General features: G+C 64.0%; 15 protein-coding genes. 7 read left to right on the forward strand and 8 right to left on the reverse strand.

Annotation, left to right across the window (positions count from 1 at the left end; all coding sequences use genetic code 11):
- Positions 1–65 precede the first annotated feature (65 nt).
- From J2X35_RS13030 to J2X35_RS13040, 3 genes are read left to right on the forward strand one after another with little or no spacing between them, the layout of a single operon-like run.
- Positions 66–737 carry an amino acid ABC transporter permease gene (locus J2X35_RS13030; protein WP_310185945.1) on the forward strand — a complete coding sequence of 224 codons (672 nt, stop codon included), beginning with the start codon at positions 66–68 and terminating at the stop codon, positions 735–737.
- The gene (locus J2X35_RS13035; protein WP_056113010.1) at positions 734–1393 is read left to right on the forward strand and encodes an amino acid ABC transporter permease; all 660 of its coding nucleotides are present in this window, start codon (positions 734–736) and stop codon (positions 1391–1393) included. The genes J2X35_RS13030 and J2X35_RS13035 overlap by 4 nt, the downstream gene beginning before the upstream one ends.
- Entirely contained in the window at positions 1371–2108 is a 738-nt protein-coding gene (locus tag J2X35_RS13040) for an amino acid ABC transporter ATP-binding protein (protein WP_056113007.1), read from the forward strand. The genes J2X35_RS13035 and J2X35_RS13040 overlap by 23 nt, the downstream gene beginning before the upstream one ends.
- A gap of 69 nt (positions 2109–2177) precedes the next feature.
- On the opposite strand, the gene leuC is transcribed toward J2X35_RS13040, so the two are convergent.
- Both leuC and J2X35_RS13050 read right to left on the reverse strand, forming a co-directional pair.
- Positions 2178–3590 carry a 3-isopropylmalate dehydratase large subunit gene (gene leuC, locus J2X35_RS13045; RefSeq protein ID WP_056113004.1) on the reverse strand — a complete coding sequence of 471 codons (1413 nt, stop codon included), beginning with the start codon at positions 3588–3590 and terminating at the stop codon, positions 2178–2180.
- 245 nt (positions 3591–3835) lie between these two features.
- Positions 3836–4417: an MgtC/SapB family protein gene (locus J2X35_RS13050; RefSeq protein ID WP_310185952.1), complete on the reverse strand. Its 582-nt coding sequence runs from the start codon at positions 4415–4417 to the stop codon at positions 3836–3838.
- 173 nt (positions 4418–4590) lie between these two features.
- Here J2X35_RS13050 and J2X35_RS13055 point away from each other — a divergent pair, with 173 nt between their 5' ends.
- Positions 4591–5169, forward strand: a complete 579-nt coding sequence (locus tag J2X35_RS13055) for a hypothetical protein (protein ID WP_310185955.1) — start codon at positions 4591–4593, stop codon at positions 5167–5169.
- A 25-nt stretch (positions 5170–5194) separates the two neighbouring features.
- Here the strand turns inward: J2X35_RS13055 and J2X35_RS13060 are convergent, their stop codons facing one another.
- From J2X35_RS13060 to rplS, 4 genes are all read right to left on the reverse strand, one after another.
- A complete protein-coding gene (locus J2X35_RS13060) occupies positions 5195–6016 on the reverse strand; it encodes an amino acid ABC transporter permease (protein ID WP_310185957.1) in 822 nt (273 codons plus the stop codon).
- A gap of 169 nt (positions 6017–6185) precedes the next feature.
- A complete protein-coding gene (locus J2X35_RS13065; protein ID WP_310186160.1) occupies positions 6186–6950 on the reverse strand; it encodes a basic amino acid ABC transporter substrate-binding protein in 765 nt (254 codons plus the stop codon).
- 178 nt (positions 6951–7128) lie between these two features.
- Entirely contained in the window at positions 7129–8505 is a 1377-nt protein-coding gene (locus J2X35_RS13070; RefSeq protein ID WP_310185958.1) for a dicarboxylate/amino acid:cation symporter, read from the reverse strand.
- A gap of 282 nt (positions 8506–8787) precedes the next feature.
- Entirely contained in the window at positions 8788–9348 is a 561-nt protein-coding gene (gene rplS, locus J2X35_RS13075; RefSeq protein WP_056112992.1) for a 50S ribosomal protein L19, read from the reverse strand.
- 365 nt (positions 9349–9713) lie between these two features.
- On the opposite strand from rplS, the gene J2X35_RS13080 reads away from it, so the two are divergent.
- Entirely contained in the window at positions 9714–10466 is a 753-nt protein-coding gene (locus J2X35_RS13080) for a sulfite exporter TauE/SafE family protein (RefSeq protein ID WP_056112991.1), read from the forward strand.
- On the opposite strand, the gene trmD is transcribed toward J2X35_RS13080, so the two are convergent.
- Positions 10456–11148 carry a tRNA (guanosine(37)-N1)-methyltransferase TrmD gene (gene trmD, locus J2X35_RS13085; protein WP_056112987.1) on the reverse strand — a complete coding sequence of 231 codons (693 nt, stop codon included), beginning with the start codon at positions 11146–11148 and terminating at the stop codon, positions 10456–10458. The genes J2X35_RS13080 and trmD overlap by 11 nt on opposite strands.
- A complete protein-coding gene (gene rimM, locus J2X35_RS13090; protein ID WP_310185961.1) occupies positions 11145–11756 on the reverse strand; it encodes a ribosome maturation factor RimM in 612 nt (203 codons plus the stop codon). The genes trmD and rimM overlap by 4 nt, the downstream gene beginning before the upstream one ends.
- A 117-nt stretch (positions 11757–11873) precedes the next feature.
- On the opposite strand from rimM, the gene J2X35_RS13095 reads away from it, so the two are divergent.
- Both J2X35_RS13095 and J2X35_RS13100 read left to right on the forward strand, forming a co-directional pair.
- Positions 11874–12812, forward strand: coding sequence for a tyrosine recombinase XerC (locus J2X35_RS13095; protein WP_310185963.1), 939 nt, complete (start codon positions 11874–11876; stop codon positions 12810–12812).
- An 86-nt stretch (positions 12813–12898) separates the two neighbouring features.
- Positions 12899–13966 (forward strand): TraB/GumN family protein, encoded by a 1068-nt coding sequence (locus J2X35_RS13100; RefSeq protein ID WP_310185965.1) that lies wholly within the window; start codon positions 12899–12901, stop codon positions 13964–13966.
- Positions 13967–14354: the final 388 nt, after the last annotated feature.

Here is a 14354-nt window from a genome sequence, read left to right on the forward strand (position 1 = left end):
AGCCCAAAGCCCGGCCCATGCGCGCAGGCGCATGGGCCGGCCAATTCGCAACGGGGACAGCGGCGATGCATTACCAGTTCGATTTCGGGTGGGTCGCGGATTACTATCCGGTCTTCCTGAAAGGCATTTGGATCACCCTGGAGCTGACCTTCGTCGGTACGGTGCTCGGCGTTCTGGTCGGCATCGCCTGCGCCTGGGCCCGCACGCAGGGGCCTGCCTGGCTGCGGCCGCTGCCGATCGCCTATATCGAGCTGATCCGCAATACGCCGTTCATCATCCAGCTCTTCTTCATCTTCTTCGGCCTTCCCGGATTGGGGTTCAGCCTGAGCGGGATGGAGGCGGCGTTGCTGGCCATGGTGGTCAATCTGGGCGCCTACAGCGCCGAGATCGTCAGGGCCGGCATCCAGGCGACGCCGCGCGGCCAGTTCGAGGCCGGCTCCAGCCTCGGCATGAACCGCCTGCAGGTGTTCCGCCATGTGGTTCTGGTGCCGGCGCTGCAGCGCATCTGGCCGGCGCTGTCCTCGCAGGCGATCATCGTCATGCTCGGCTCGGCGGTGGTCTCGCAGATCGCCGCCGAGGATCTCACCTTCGCCGCCAATTACATCCAGTCGCGCACCTTCCGCGCCTTCGAGGCCTATTTCATCTCGACCGCCATCTACCTGCTGCTGGCGATCGCGCTGCGCTACGTCCTGGCCGGGATCGGCAGCTTGATCTTCCCGCGGAGGGCGGTGCGATGACCGAGTTCACCACCTGGGATATCCTGCGTAACCTGCTCCTGGCGACGCGCTGGACACTGGTCCTGTCGCTGGTGTCCTTCGTCGGCGGCGGGCTGTTGGGCGTGCTGCTGCTTTTCCTGCGCATCGGGCGCGCCCGCATCGGCCGGATCTTCGTCAAATACTATGTCGAGTTGTTTCAGGGCACGCCGCTGCTGATGCAGCTCTTCCTCGCCTTCTTCGGTCTCGGCCTGTTCGGCATCGACGTGCCGCCATGGCTGGCCGCCGGCACGGCGCTGATCCTGTGGACGGCCGCCTTCCTTGCAGAAATCTGGCGCGGCTGCGTCGAGGCCGTCGTCAAGGGTCAATGGGAGGCGTCCGCCAGCCTCGGCATGGGCTACCTGCAGCAGATGCGCTGGGTCATCCTGCCGCAAGCCTTCAAGATCGCCATCCCGCCGACCGTTGGCTTCTCGGTGCAGGTCATCAAGGGCACAGCGCTGACCTCTATCATCGGCTTCGTCGAACTGTCGAAGGCGGGCACCGTAGTCACCAATGCGACGTTTGAACCGTTCACCGTCTACGGCTTCGTCGCCCTCATCTATTTCGCCATCTGCTGGCCGCTTTCGAAAAGCAGCCAGATGCTCGAAAGGAAGCTGAATGTCGCTCATCGAAATCACTGAGGTGCGCAAGAGCTTCGGCAGCAATGAGGTGCTGAAGGGCATCAACCTCAATGTCGAGGCCGGCGAGGTCGTCGCCGTTATCGGCCGCAGCGGCTCCGGCAAATCGACGCTGCTGCGCTGCATCAACGGGCTGGAACAGATCAACGCCGGATCGATCTCGGTCGCCGGCCAGCCCTTGCTGCCGGATGACAAGCACCTGAAGGCGCTGCGGCTGAAGGTCGGTATGATTTTCCAGCAGTTCAACCTTTTCCCGCATCTGACGGCGGGCGGCAACGTCATCCTGTCGCAAACCGTAGTGAAGAAGACGCCGAAGCCTGAAGCCGAGGCAATGGCGCGGCGGATGCTTGAGCGCGTCGGTCTGGCCGAGAAGTTCGACGCCTACCCCGACGAGCTGTCCGGCGGACAGCAGCAGCGCGTCGCCATCGCCCGGGCGCTGGCGATGCAGCCGATGGCGCTTTTGTGCGACGAGATCACCTCGGCACTCGACCCTGAACTGGTCGGCGAGGTGCTGGCGGTGGTGCGCGAACTGGCGTCTGAAGGCATGACGCTGATGATGGTGACGCATGAAATGAAATTCGCCCGCGACGTCTGCAAGCGCGTCGTCTTCATGCATGAGGGCCGTGTGCACGAAGTCGGTCCGCCGCAGGAGGTGTTCACCAAGCCGAAGACGGAAGAGTTGCAGCGTTTCATCGGCATGGTCGGTGAAGCCGGCTGACGCTTCGGAACCGTGAGGCAAAAAAAGGCCCGCAAGATGCGGGCCTTTTTCATTTCTGCTGCAGACCGATCATTTCCAGTCGCGGATGTCAACGAAGTGGCCCTCGATCGCGGCGGCCGCGGCCATGGCCGGCGAAACCAGATGGGTGCGGCCCTTGAAACCCTGGCGGCCCTCGAAATTGCGGTTCGAGGTCGAGGCGCAGCGTTCCTGCGGCTTCAGCCGGTCGTCGTTCATGGCAAGGCACATGGAGCAGCCCGGCTCGCGCCAGTCGAAGCCGGCGGCGATCAGGATCTTGTCCAGGCCTTCGGCTTCCGCCTGTTCCTTCACGAGGCCGGAGCCGGGGACGATCATGGCGTTGACGCTCGGATGCACCTTGCGGCCCTCGGCCACCTTGGCGACGGCGCGGAGGTCCTCGATGCGGCCATTGGTGCAGGAGCCGATGAAGACGCGGTCGACGGCTATGTCCGTGATCTTGGTGCCGGCGGTCAGGCCCATATAGTCGAGCGCGCGCTTCTTGGAATTGCGCTTGGTCTCGTCGGCAATCTCGTCGGGGTCCGGCACGACGCCCTGCACCGAGGCGACATCCTCGGGCGAGGAGCCCCAGGTGACAATGGGCGGCAGAGCGGCGGCGTCGAGCACGACGATCTTGTCGAAATGCGCGCCTTCGTCGGTCGTCAGCGTCTTCCAGTATTCCAGCGCCTTGTCCCAGGCTTCGCCCTTCGGCGCGCGCGGCTTGTCCTTGACGTAAGCGAAGGTCGTCTCGTCCGGCGCGATCAGGCCGGCCCGAGCCCCACCTTCAATACTCATGTTGCAGATGGTCATCCGGCCTTCCATCGACAGCGCGCGGATCGCCTCGCCGGCGTATTCGATGACGTAGCCGGTGCCGCCGGCGGTGCCGATCTCGCCGATGATGGCGAGGATGATGTCCTTGGCGGTGACGCCTTCGGGCAGCTTTCCATCGACGCGCACCAGCATGTTCTTGGCCTTGCGCTGGATCAGCGTCTGGGTAGCCAGCACATGCTCGACCTCCGAGGTGCCGATGCCGTGCGCCAGCGCGCCGAAGGCGCCGTGCGTGGAGGTGTGGCTGTCACCGCAGACGATGGTCATGCCTGGCAGCGTGAAGCCCTGCTCCGGGCCGATGATGTGGACGATGCCCTGGCGGATATCGTTTTCCGAATAATATTCGACGCCGAAATCGGCAGCGTTCTTGGCCAGCGCCGCGATCTGGATGCGGCTTTCCTCGTTGTTGTTGATGCCGAGCTTGCGGTCGGCCGAGGTCGGGACGTTGTGATCGACGACGGCCAGCGTCTTTTCCGGGTGCCGGACCTTGCGGCCGGCCATGCGCAGGCCTTCGAAGGCCTGCGGGCTGGTCACTTCGTGGACGAGGTGGCGGTCGATCCACAACAGGCAGGTGCCGTCATCCTGGCGGTCGACCAGATGGTCGTCGAAAATCTTGTCGTAGAGGGTGCGCGGTGCGCTCATATGCGTAAATCCGTCGATTTTTTTGAGGAAGAAGCCGGCACAGCGGCCGGTGACAGCGGTTACGAAATCAGTCGAGTCGGCTGGTCAGCGCGCCTGAAATCCGCGCAAAGAACCGCGCCGGCAGGCGTTTCCTGTCCTGCAGCACAAAGCCCTTGTAGGCCGGATCGCCAAAAAGCTCTTCCATGGCGGCTAAATAGCAATGTTTTGGGGCGGCGGCAATCGGGGCTGGCTGTGCCTAGCCAGATCTAACGCCTGCGCTTGCTGACCGGTTCGACTTCCGATGGCTTGTCCGGCTTCGCCTTGATTGACGGTTCGGCCTTGGCTTCCTCTTCCGGCGACCGGTTCATCTCCAGCTTCGCCTGCAGCGTCTGCAAAAGACCCAGCACCACCAGCGCCAGCAAGGTAGCGAACAGCGCGACTTGCCACAGACCGAGGCCGCAGGCGACGCCGATGGCGCCCGCGAGCCACATGCCGGCTCCGGTGGTCAGGCCCTTGACCTCGCCGCGTGTGAAGATCACGACGCCAGCGGCTAGGAACGCCACGCCGGCTGTAACAGCCTCGACGACGCGGACCGGATCGACCTTGACGGCTTCCTTCATCGTGCCGGCGGCAAACATCGGCGCATGCACGATCTCGATGGTGAGGATGGCGAAGGTAGCGGAAGCGACGCAGACGAGTATATGTGTCCGCAACCCTGCTGGGCGGTCGCGCCACTCACGCTCGAAGCCGATCAGCGCGCCGAACAGGGTGGCGAGCAGCAGCCGCGCGGCGATGACGGGAAAGGCGATGTAGGTGGGATGGCCGAATTCCTCGACGAGCTGTTCCATTTGATCCCTGTCCGTTGGCGGGGGCTGAACGCCTTATAGCCGGTGAAGTTCCTTAGCCGGTCAATGGAATTGTCAGCGACTCGACGAGCCTTATTGGCAGGTATCCATTAATGCAACCTGTGCTTGCCAGAGGCCGAACACCAAAACAGTATTACGACAGGCAGGAGGCAAGGATGAGTGTAGATTATTTCGTCGCGATTCACGGTACCAATTGGCCAACACCTGTCGTTCTGAACCGGTGTCTGGGAGAGCTGGACTATCCGGTTGCGGTCATCATCTCTTCTCCATCTGACGCCGATCAACCGCTCACGACCATTCCGGGAGCGCTTGGATTTGTGGTGTCGTTTGAAAGCAAAAGGATTGATCTCGAAGCTTCAATTACAAAGCTCGGACCGGATAGCCCATATGCGTTTGGGATGAGACCCGACGTCCCGAAGGAAAAAGTCACCCTTGAGGACGGGGCTACCTATACGCTGTCGCTTTCAAGCTCGTCGGACTTCATCCCACTTGACCTCAACGCCGACCTGCAGCGGATTGGTGCGGTCGGCGCCAATTTTAGCCATGGGGATTATGTCCTCCAGATGTCATTTCGATCCGAAGTCGATGAGTACCGGGCTGGTTTCTTTCTCATGGCCGGTCTTATCAAATGTGCGGATGGTTTTGGATTTGAGTTCCAGACGAACTCTTTCGGCACCTATGCCTACGCTGATGGGCTTGCACGAGCGGCTGCCGATCCAGACTACTGGAGGTAACGTATCTGGTTGACCTCAAGAATAGTCAACGGCCGGCCGTGCCATACTGGCTGTCGGGCTGGCGCAGGCGTTTTTCCAGCGCGCGCAGCGCCAAGGACAGGCCAATGGTCAGGAACAGGTAGATGTAGGCGACGATCGAATAGGTCTCGAAGAAGCGGAACGAGCCTGCGGCATAGACCTTGGCCATCTGGGTGATGTCGGCGACACCAAGCACCGATACCAGCGAACTGTCCTTGACCATGGCGATGAAGTCGTTGCCGTAGGTGGGCAGGATGGTGCGGAAGGCCTGCGGCCAGACGATGTGGCGGAAGCGCCGGTAGCGGCTGAGGCCCAGCGCCTTGGCCGCCTCGATCTGGCCGATGCCGACCGACTGGATGCCGGCGCGGAAGATCTCGGCGATGAAGGAGGAATAGGCGATGGTCAGCGCGATGATCGCCCGCCACAGAAGGGAGACGTCGCGCACCATGAGGTCGCCGACATAGCCGGCCTCGCGCAATGGCGTAGCGAGATAGTTCCAGCCGGCGACGAAGGCCGGGACGCCAACGAAGGCGATCCAGAACAGCAGCACGAGGATCGGCACGCTGCGAATGATCTCGACATAGAAGCGCGCGATCTGCCGCAGCGCCACTGAACCGGAAAGACCCATCAACGCCACCGCCAGCCCGAGCGCCGAGGCAAGCGCGAAGGCGACCAGGGTGACGAAGATGGTGACGCCTATGCCCGTGACGACAGTCGAGAACACCTGGGCGTAGAGGCCGCTCGTGGCGATGAAGACCGCAGCCATGGCGGCAAGACCGGCGACGGCCACCAGCCACCACGGGAAGTCGGGTTTTAGGGGCAGCGCCATTTACCCTCCCCGTTGTGGCGAGGGTCGCTGCGTGGCAGCGGGGTGGGGGCAACACCGAGGCCAGAGCACCACCAACCCGGACCTGCGGTCCGACCTGCCAGGGCAAGCCACGGGTCTTGCCCGTCCTTCGGACCCCCACAAGCAGGATGATGAAGTGCCCGCGCCTGCTTCACTGCCCCATCTTGTAGTCGAGGAACCACTTCTTGTTCAGAGCATCCAGCGTGCCGTCTGCCTTCAGCGCGGCAATGGCGGCGTTTACCGGCTGGACGAGGTCTGAGCCTTTCGGGAAGATAAAGCCGAAATCCTCGCTGCCCAGCGGCCCGCCGACCAGCTTCAGGCCGCCATTGGAAGCCTCGACATAGCCCATGCCGGCTGTGCCGTCGGTCAACACCGTATCGACATCGCCCGTCTTCAATGCCTGCACGGTGGCTCCGAAGGTCTCGAACAGCTTGATGCGCGGGTTCTGCTCATTGCCGTCGAGCACGCTGTAGACTGCCGTATAGAAGGGCGTGGTGCCCGGCTGCGCACCGACCAGCCCGTCCTTGAGCGCGGCGAAGCCCTTGGCGTCGCTGAAACGCGACTCGTCGGCGCGCACCAGCATGAACTGCTCGGAGCGCATGTAGGGATCGGAGAAATCGACCTTGGCCTTGCGCTCGTCATTGATGGTGATGCCGGTCATGCCGATGTTGTACTGGTTGTCGGAAACCGCCTGGATCATCGCGTCCCAGGAGGTGTTCTGGTATTCGACAGCAAAATTCAGCCGCTTGGCGATCTCGTTCATCGCATCGTATTCCCAGCCGACCGGCTTGCCGGTCTTGGGCTCGACGAATTGCAGCGGCGGATAGGCGTTCTCCGTCACCACAACCACCTTGCGACCTTTCAGGTCGGGCAGTGTCTGCGCCGCCGCGGCGGCGGAGGCCAAAGCGACGAGCATGGCAAGCGCATGGAGTAGGATGCGGGGCTTCACGATCTGCTCCTGTAAGAATGGCTGCGATCTGCCAAGACTAGCGGCCAAGCGTGGCCTTGCAAAGCTGGCTTGCGCGATTGAAAAGACCCGCACCGGCACAGCCGATGCGGGTTATATGATTGCGCGACATAAGGGCTTGGCGAGGTCAGGCCGGCACTGCTTCACTGCTCGCGTCGAGCGCATCGATGCCGCCGGCACGGTCGTATTGCGCCTGGTCCAGAATGCCGGCCCGTTTCGACACCAGCGTCGGCACCAGCGCCTGGCCGGCGACGTTGACCGCGGTGCGGCCCATGTCGAGGATCGGATCGATGGCGAGCAGCAGGCCGACGCCGGCGAGCGGCAGGCCGAGCGTCGACAGGGTCAGCGTCAGCATCACCGTCGCGCCGGTCAGGCCGGCGGTGGCGGCCGAACCGATCACCGAAACGAAGACGATCAGGAAATAGTCCTGGATGCCGAGCGGCACGCCGTAGAACTGCGCCACGAAGATCGCCGAAATGGCCGGATAGATCGCCGCGCAGCCATCCATCTTGGTGGTGGAGCCGAGCGGCACGGCAAAGGCGGCATATTCGCGCGGCACGCCGAGGCTCTTTTCGGTCACGCTTTCCGTCACCGGCATGGTGCCGACCGAGGACCGCGACACAAAGCCGAGCTGGATCGCCGGCCACGCACCGGCAAAGAAGCGCGCCGGCGACAGCCCATGAAGCAGGAGAAGCGTCGGGTAAACGATCAAGAGCACGATGGCGAGGCCGATATAGATGGCGCCGGCGTACCAGCCGAGCTGCGCCAGCGTCTGCCATCCATATTGCGCCACCGCGTTGCCGAGCAGGCCGATGGTGCCGATGGGCGTCAGCCTGATCACCCACCACAGGATCTTGCGCACGATGGCAAGGGCGGCGCGGTTGAATGTGAAGAACGGTTCGGCCTTGTCGCCGACCTTCAGCGCGGCGACGCCGAAGACGATGGAAATGACCAGCAATTGCAGGACGTTGAAGTTCAACGACGTCGAGGCCTTGCCGTCGGTCAGTCGTGTGGACGCTTCGAGGCCGAAGACGTTGGCGGGGATCAGGCCCTTGAGGAAGTCAAGCCAGGAGCCGTTGGTGGCCGGCGCCTTCGCCACGTCGGCGACCACGGCGGTCCCGAGGCCGGGCTGGATGATCAGGCCGAGCGCGATGCCGATCAGCACCGCGATCAAGGCGGTGATGGCGAACCACAGCAGGGTTTGCCAGACCAGCGCCGCGGCGTTGGTAAGCTGGCGCAGATTGCTGATCGAGGCGACGATGGCCGTGAAGATCAGCGGCGGCACCAGCGCCCGCAGCAGCTGGACGAAGATGGAGCCGATGGTGGACAGGGTCTGGACCAGCCAGTTCGGATTGCCGGCGGCATCGGGTCCAAGATTGCGGGCGACGAGGCCGAGGACGAGGCCGGCCACCATGGCGGCGAGCACCTGGAAGCCGAAGGAAGAATAGAAGGGTTTCGCAGCGCGCGGGTGGGCCGGCGTGGCATGAGCGTGTGTCTGGGACATGATGCGATCTCTGTCTGAAACGGGCGCTTGAGCGCTCAATATGACGCCTGCCCGCAAAAACGCGCAAGCGGCATTTCGTTTCCCTTTACGCCTTTCGCGATGACAGGATCAGAAACATCGTCGCAAAATTCCGGCTGAAACCGGAATGAATTTCTGTGTTATCGCGGAAGTCGTCGGGATCGCTTTGGCGTGTACGATTTGCCGCGGACGCCAGCACCGCTGTGCCGCAAACGAAAAAGGCGGCCGAAGCCGCCTTTCATGCGTTCCAAAGACAGGAAGACATTATTCCGCCGTCTGCTCGGCGGCGGTGTTTTCAGCTGCGGCGGCAGCCTTTTCAGCCTCGGCAGCGGCCTTCTTCTCGGCGGCGTCCTGCGCGGCCTTCTCGGCGGCCAGAGCCTCGGCGGCAGCGACCTTTTCGGCCTCGAGCCTGGCGCGCTCGGCGAGCATCGCCTCGCGCTCGCCATCATTCAGCTTGCGGGCGCGCACGCCGGTGTTTTCGGAAATGCGGGCCGACTTGCCGCGGCGGTCGCGCAGATAATAGAGCTTGGCGCGGCGAACCTTGCCGCGACGCACGATCTCGACGCCCTCGACCATCGGCGAGTAGACCGGGAAAACGCGCTCGACGCCTTCGCCGTAGGATATCTTGCGGACGGTGAAATTCTCCTGGAAGCCGGCGCCGGAGCGAGCGATGACCACGCCCTCATAGGCCTGGACGCGGGTGCGCGAGCCTTCGGTGACGCGCACCTGGACGCGAACCGTGTCGCCGGGCTGGAATTCGGGCAGCGTGCGCTTGGCTTCGATCTTGGCGGCCTGTTCGGCCTCGAGCTGACGGATGAGATCCATCTCAAAAATCCACTTCTTGTTCTTCCGACAGCCAGAGCGCCCGGCGCTCGCCTTGCAGTCTTCCCGGATCGGGGACCGCTCGGCTATGCCATTTGTCAGGTTTTGGCCAAACATCCGGCAGGGGCGACTACACCGTCATCGTTGACGGGACCCGGAAAGTTATCTTCCGGTTCGGGCGGGCACATACATCTATTTCCGGGCCTTGTCACGCCCAAACTGATCGCTTGATGAGGACTGGAAATGGGCCTTGCCGAGGACCTCGGCCTCGAATGCGTGGCTGCTGGACCTGTGAAAGTTGGCCATTGCGGCTTGTCTCTGCGTACCGACCTTTCTAATCAGGGCACTGAAATGGGGAACGCGCTGCCTTGACCTTCACGACAATCGCCCTCTTGTTCGTCGCAGGCCTGCTGACCGGCATGATCAACGCTGTCGCCGGCGGTGGCACCTTCCTGTCCTTTGGCGCGCTGACCCTTGTCGGCATCCCGCCGGTCGTAGCCAACGCGACGTCATCGATCACCCAGTTCCCCGGCTACGTGACCTCGACGCTCGCCTACTGGGCGGACATCAAGCGTTTCTGGCGCGGCGCGCTCGCCCTGTGCGCAGTCTCCATGGTGGGCGCCTTCGTCGGCGCGCGCATCCTTCTGGCGCTCGACAACCCCTCCTTCCGGGCGCTGGTGCCGTGGCTGCTGATCGCCGCGACTGCGCTGTTCGCCGCCGGGCCATATCTCAAGCCGAAGCCGAAACCCGGACAGGAAGCACCGGTCGGTTCTTTTTTCGGCTGGATCATGCAGTTCTTCACGGCCATCTATGGCGGCTTTTTCGGCGCCGGCATGGGGGTGATGATGCTGGCGACGCTCGGCCTGTCGCAGAGCGGCGACTATCATCGGCTGAATGCGCTCAAGAACATGCTGGCGATGGTGATCGCCGCGGTCGCCATCGTCATTTTCGTCCTGGGTGGCGTCGTTGCCTGGCCGGAGGCCATCGTCATGATCCCCGCCGTCGCCATCGGCGGCTGGAGCGGCGTTTGGGTGGCCAAGCGGGTTCCGCAGAGCGCCATGCGGGCCGTGGTCATCGCCGTAGGGCTACTGCTGGCGGTTTATTATTTCGTCACCGGCTGAGCTTCGCCAGCAAATCCGGCCGCCGCTCGGCGGTCAGTTTCTCCGCCTCGGCGCGGCGCCATTTGGCGATTTTTCCATGGTTGCCGGATGTCAGCACGTCCGGGATCGGCCGGCCTTCGAATTCCTGCGGCCGCGTATAGTGCGGGTGTTCGAGCAAGCCGTTCTCGAAACTCTCCTCGTCGCCGGATTTCTCATTGCCCATGACGCCGGGTAAAAGCCTCACCACCGCGTCGAGCAGCGCAAGCGCCGCCGGTTCGCCGCCGGACAGGATGTAGTCGCCGACAGAGACTTCCTCCAGATTGCGCGCGTCGATGACGCGCTGGTCGACGCCTTCGAAGCGTCCGCACAGGATGACGACGCCTGGACCGGCGGCAAGCGCTCTCACCCTTGCCTGCGTCAGCGGCCTGCCGCGCGGGCTCATCAGCAGGCGAGGGCGGGGGTCGCCGTCCGGCGCGGTGTGGTCGAGGGCCTCGGCCAGGACGTCGGCGCGCATCACCATACCGGCGCCGCCGCCGGCCGGCGTGTCGTCGACGGTGCGATGACGGTCATGGGCGAAGTCGCGAATCTGGATCGCCTCAAGACGCCAGGTGCCAGCCTCCAGCGCCCGCCCGGCAAGCGACAGGCCAAGCGCGCCGGGAAACATCTCCGGATAGAGGGTCAGCACCGAGGCGGAAAAGCTCACCGGTTGCCTCCGGCGTCGCGCGGGCCGCGGGGTCGGTGGTTGGGGCTGAAGTCTTCGCCATCCGGTCCGCCGTTTCCGTCCGGCTCATCGTCGCCATCCTCCACCAGCCCTGCCGCGATCGGATCAATGGTGACGAAACCACCGGAAATCGAGACGTCAGGCACGGCCGCCTTCGAAAAGGGGATCAGCACGCCCTTGCGGCCGCCAAGGGTCACTTCGAGAATGTCGCCGCCGCCGAAATTCTGCACCGCGACGATTTTGCCGAGCACGGCACCGTCGCCGTCTTTCACCGCGAGGCCGGCCAGGTCGGCATGGTAGAACTCGTCGTCATCCGCCGCCGGCAGCACGGAACGGTCGACGAACAGTTCGGTGCCGGTCAGCGCCTCGGCGGCGTTGCGGTCCGCAACATTCCTGAAGCGCACGACGACGACATCCTTGGCGGGCCGGATCGCGGCGATCTCGAAAGCCCGGCCATCCCTGGTATAAAGCGGGCCGTAATCGCCCAGCGCCAGCGGATCGGCGGTGAAGGTCTTCACGCGGAGCTCGCCCTTGATGCCGTGGGCAGCGCCGATCACGGCCATCTGGATTGGATTTTGCAGCTTGGGCATCGAGCGTTCCTCTGTCCGTCCGTGTCCTAGACTTTGAGCGCCGGCATTTCAATCGCGCCTCTTCACGGGTTCCTAACCTCGGCACGGCACCATGCGCGCGACAAGCGGAACGAGGCGATGCAGGAATTTCTCATCCCAGCGAGGCCGGACCTCCAGGCTGCGCGCGAAAGCTGGCTGAAGATGCTGGCGCGCGAGCGTCGCCTGTCGGCGCTCACCGTCGAGGCCTACGAGCGTGACACGCGTCAGTTCCTGCAGTTCCTGACCGGCCATTGCGGCGGCTCGCCGGGCCTCGCCGACATCGCCAATCTGCGGCCGGCGGATTTGCGCGCCTATCTGGCGGCACGCCGTAGTGGCGGCGCCGGCGCGCGGACGCTGGGGCGTGGACTGGCCGGGGTGCGCTCGCTGCTGCGCTTCCTTGAACGGCGCGGACTGGCCAACGCCGCCGGCGCGGCAGCGCTCAGGGCTCCGAAGCAGCCGAAATCGCTGCCCAAGCCGCTGACCGCCGCCGACGCGAAGCGTGTCGTGTCGGCGGGCGAACAACTGGCCGAGGAGCCATGGATCGCCGCCCGCAACTCGGCAGTGCTGATGCTGCTCTACGGCTCAGGCCTGCGCATCTCCGAGGCGCTCGGCCTGACCGGCGGCGAACTGGCTTCGGCGGATGACAGGGTGCTGCGGATCACCGGCAAAGGTGGGAAGACACGACTGGTGCCGGTGCTGCCGGTCGCCATGCAGGCGGTGGCGGAGTATCGCCGGCTTTGCCCGTATCATCTCGACCCGCAGGGGCTTCTGTTTCGCGGTGCGCGGGGCGGCCCGCTCAATCCGGCCATCGTGCAGCGGGAAATGGTACGGCTGCGCTCGGCGCTGAACCTGCCGAAAACGGCGACTCCGCATGCTTTGCGCCACTCTTTCGCCACGCATCTGCTCGGGCGCGGCGGCGATCTGCGCACCATCCAGGAACTGCTCGGCCACGCCAGCCTGTCGACGACCCAGATTTATACCGGCGTCGACACCGCCCGACTGCTGGAAGTCTACGAGGCGGCGCATCCGCGCGCCTGAAGGCCCGGATGGCGGTCCTCGCGGGTGGCGACAATTTTGCCGGACCGATTAACCGTTTCGCCGTTTTTTGCGCCTAGAACCGGCGGATGACCCGCGTTTTCACCACCGCCGACCGTCTCGCCCCGCTGGGGTTAAAGCTGCTCGCCGCTCTCAATCTGCTGTTCTTCCTGTCGTTCCTGGCGGTGATGTTGCTTGTCGCCGGCAAGGCGCGGGCCGAGGGCGTCACCTGCAGCGGCAAGGACATGACCGTGGCCCTGCGAAAGGATGATCCGGCCGCCTATGCGCGAATCGAAGCCGAGGCGGCGAAGACGCCGAACGGCACGGGCCTGCTGTGGAAGCTGGAGAAGCCCGGCCAGAAACCGTCCTGGCTGTTCGGCACCATGCATATGACCGATCCGCGCGTCGTCACCCTGACCCCGGCGGCGAAGCAGGCCTTTGATGCCGCCGATACGGTGGTGATCGAGACGACGGACGTGCTCGACCAGAGCAAGATGATGGCTGCCATCACCAAGGAGCCGGGCCTGATGATGTTCACGGATTCGACGACGCTTGCCTCGCTTTTGTCGCCGCAGGACGCCGAAGCGATGAACAAGGCGCTGGATGCGCGCGGCATTCCGCCAGCGAGCGTCGCCAAGATGAAGCCGTGGATGCTCACGGCCATGGTGGCACTGCCGGCCTGCGAAATGGCGCGCAAGTCCGGCGGCGCGCCGGTGCTGGACATCAAGCTGGCCAATGACGCCAAGGCCGCCGGCAAGGACCTCGAAGGGCTGGAAACCGTGGCCGACCAGCTGCGGGCGATGACGTCGCTGCCGATGGATCTGCACATGAAGGGCCTGGTCGATACGCTCAAGCTGGGCGACAAGGCCGACGATCTCTCGGAAACCATGATCGCGCTCTACCAGCGCGGCGAGATCGGCATGATATGGCCGCTGTTCCGCGCCGTACTGCCCGACGAGGCGAAGGACTCGGCCGGTTATGCCGCCTTCGAGGAGACAATGGTCACCAGCCGCAACAAGGTCATGGCCGAGCGGGCGGAACCGATACTGGCCAAGGGGAATGTCTTCATGGCGGTCGGCGCGCTACATTTGCCTGGGCCGGAAGGTCTGGTAGAAGACTTCCGGAAGGCCGGGTTTAGCGTTATTTCCGTGCAATAGGCTGCACCTGATGTGATTCGGCAGCCTTTGATGTCGCATTTGTCGTTGTTTAGGCGTTTTCCGTACCCAAATTGAAACCTGATCGCGCTTCGTGCGTTGATCGCTGTTGATTGATGCCTTTTTCATCCAAGGAGGACTGCACATGGCCAACATCCCCCCCACCGATCCGCTGAATCCGACACCGGGATCGACCGATCCCCGTATCGATCCACCCGCGCCGCGCGGCGGCGGTAGTGGATGGCTGATCGCACTGGTCGTGATCGTTCTTGCCATCATTGCGTATTACGTGTTCGGCCGCACCGGACCCGAGGCGCCTCCGGCTGAACCGCCGGCAGCAAGCGAGTCCACTCCGGCTCCCGCACCTGCCGCTCCGGCAACGCCTGCTCCG

Source organism: Mesorhizobium sp. BE184, from assembly GCF_031457045.1.
Taxonomy (GTDB): Bacteria; Pseudomonadota; Alphaproteobacteria; order Rhizobiales; family Rhizobiaceae; genus Mesorhizobium.

What these genes read in the sequence shown, in the direction of transcription:
- J2X35_RS13100 (WP_310185965.1), top strand. Translation starts at nt 12,899, where the DNA reads ATGACCCGCGTTTTCACCACCGCCGACCGTCTCGCCCCGCTGGGGTTA.
- J2X35_RS13030 (WP_310185945.1), top strand. Translation starts at nt 66, where the DNA reads ATGCATTACCAGTTCGATTTCGGGTGGGTCGCGGATTACTATCCGGTC.
- leuC (WP_056113004.1), bottom strand. Translation starts at nt 3,590, where the DNA reads ATGAGCGCACCGCGCACCCTCTACGACAAGATTTTCGACGACCATCTG.
- rplS (WP_056112992.1), bottom strand. Translation starts at nt 9,348, where the DNA reads ATGGATCTCATCCGTCAGCTCGAGGCCGAACAGGCCGCCAAGATCGAA.
- J2X35_RS13095 (WP_310185963.1), top strand. Translation starts at nt 11,874, where the DNA reads ATGCAGGAATTTCTCATCCCAGCGAGGCCGGACCTCCAGGCTGCGCGC.
- J2X35_RS13035 (WP_056113010.1), top strand. Translation starts at nt 734, where the DNA reads ATGACCGAGTTCACCACCTGGGATATCCTGCGTAACCTGCTCCTGGCG.
- J2X35_RS13040 (WP_056113007.1), top strand. Translation starts at nt 1,371, where the DNA reads ATGTCGCTCATCGAAATCACTGAGGTGCGCAAGAGCTTCGGCAGCAAT.
- J2X35_RS13050 (WP_310185952.1), bottom strand. Translation starts at nt 4,417, where the DNA reads ATGGAACAGCTCGTCGAGGAATTCGGCCATCCCACCTACATCGCCTTT.
- J2X35_RS13065 (WP_310186160.1), bottom strand. Translation starts at nt 6,950, where the DNA reads ATGCTCGTCGCTTTGGCCTCCGCCGCCGCGGCGGCGCAGACACTGCCC.
- J2X35_RS13070 (WP_310185958.1), bottom strand. Translation starts at nt 8,505, where the DNA reads ATGTCCCAGACACACGCTCATGCCACGCCGGCCCACCCGCGCGCTGCG.
- J2X35_RS13060 (WP_310185957.1), bottom strand. Translation starts at nt 6,016, where the DNA reads ATGGCGCTGCCCCTAAAACCCGACTTCCCGTGGTGGCTGGTGGCCGTC.
- J2X35_RS13055 (WP_310185955.1), top strand. Translation starts at nt 4,591, where the DNA reads ATGAGTGTAGATTATTTCGTCGCGATTCACGGTACCAATTGGCCAACA.
- rimM (WP_310185961.1), bottom strand. Translation starts at nt 11,756, where the DNA reads ATGCCCAAGCTGCAAAATCCAATCCAGATGGCCGTGATCGGCGCTGCC.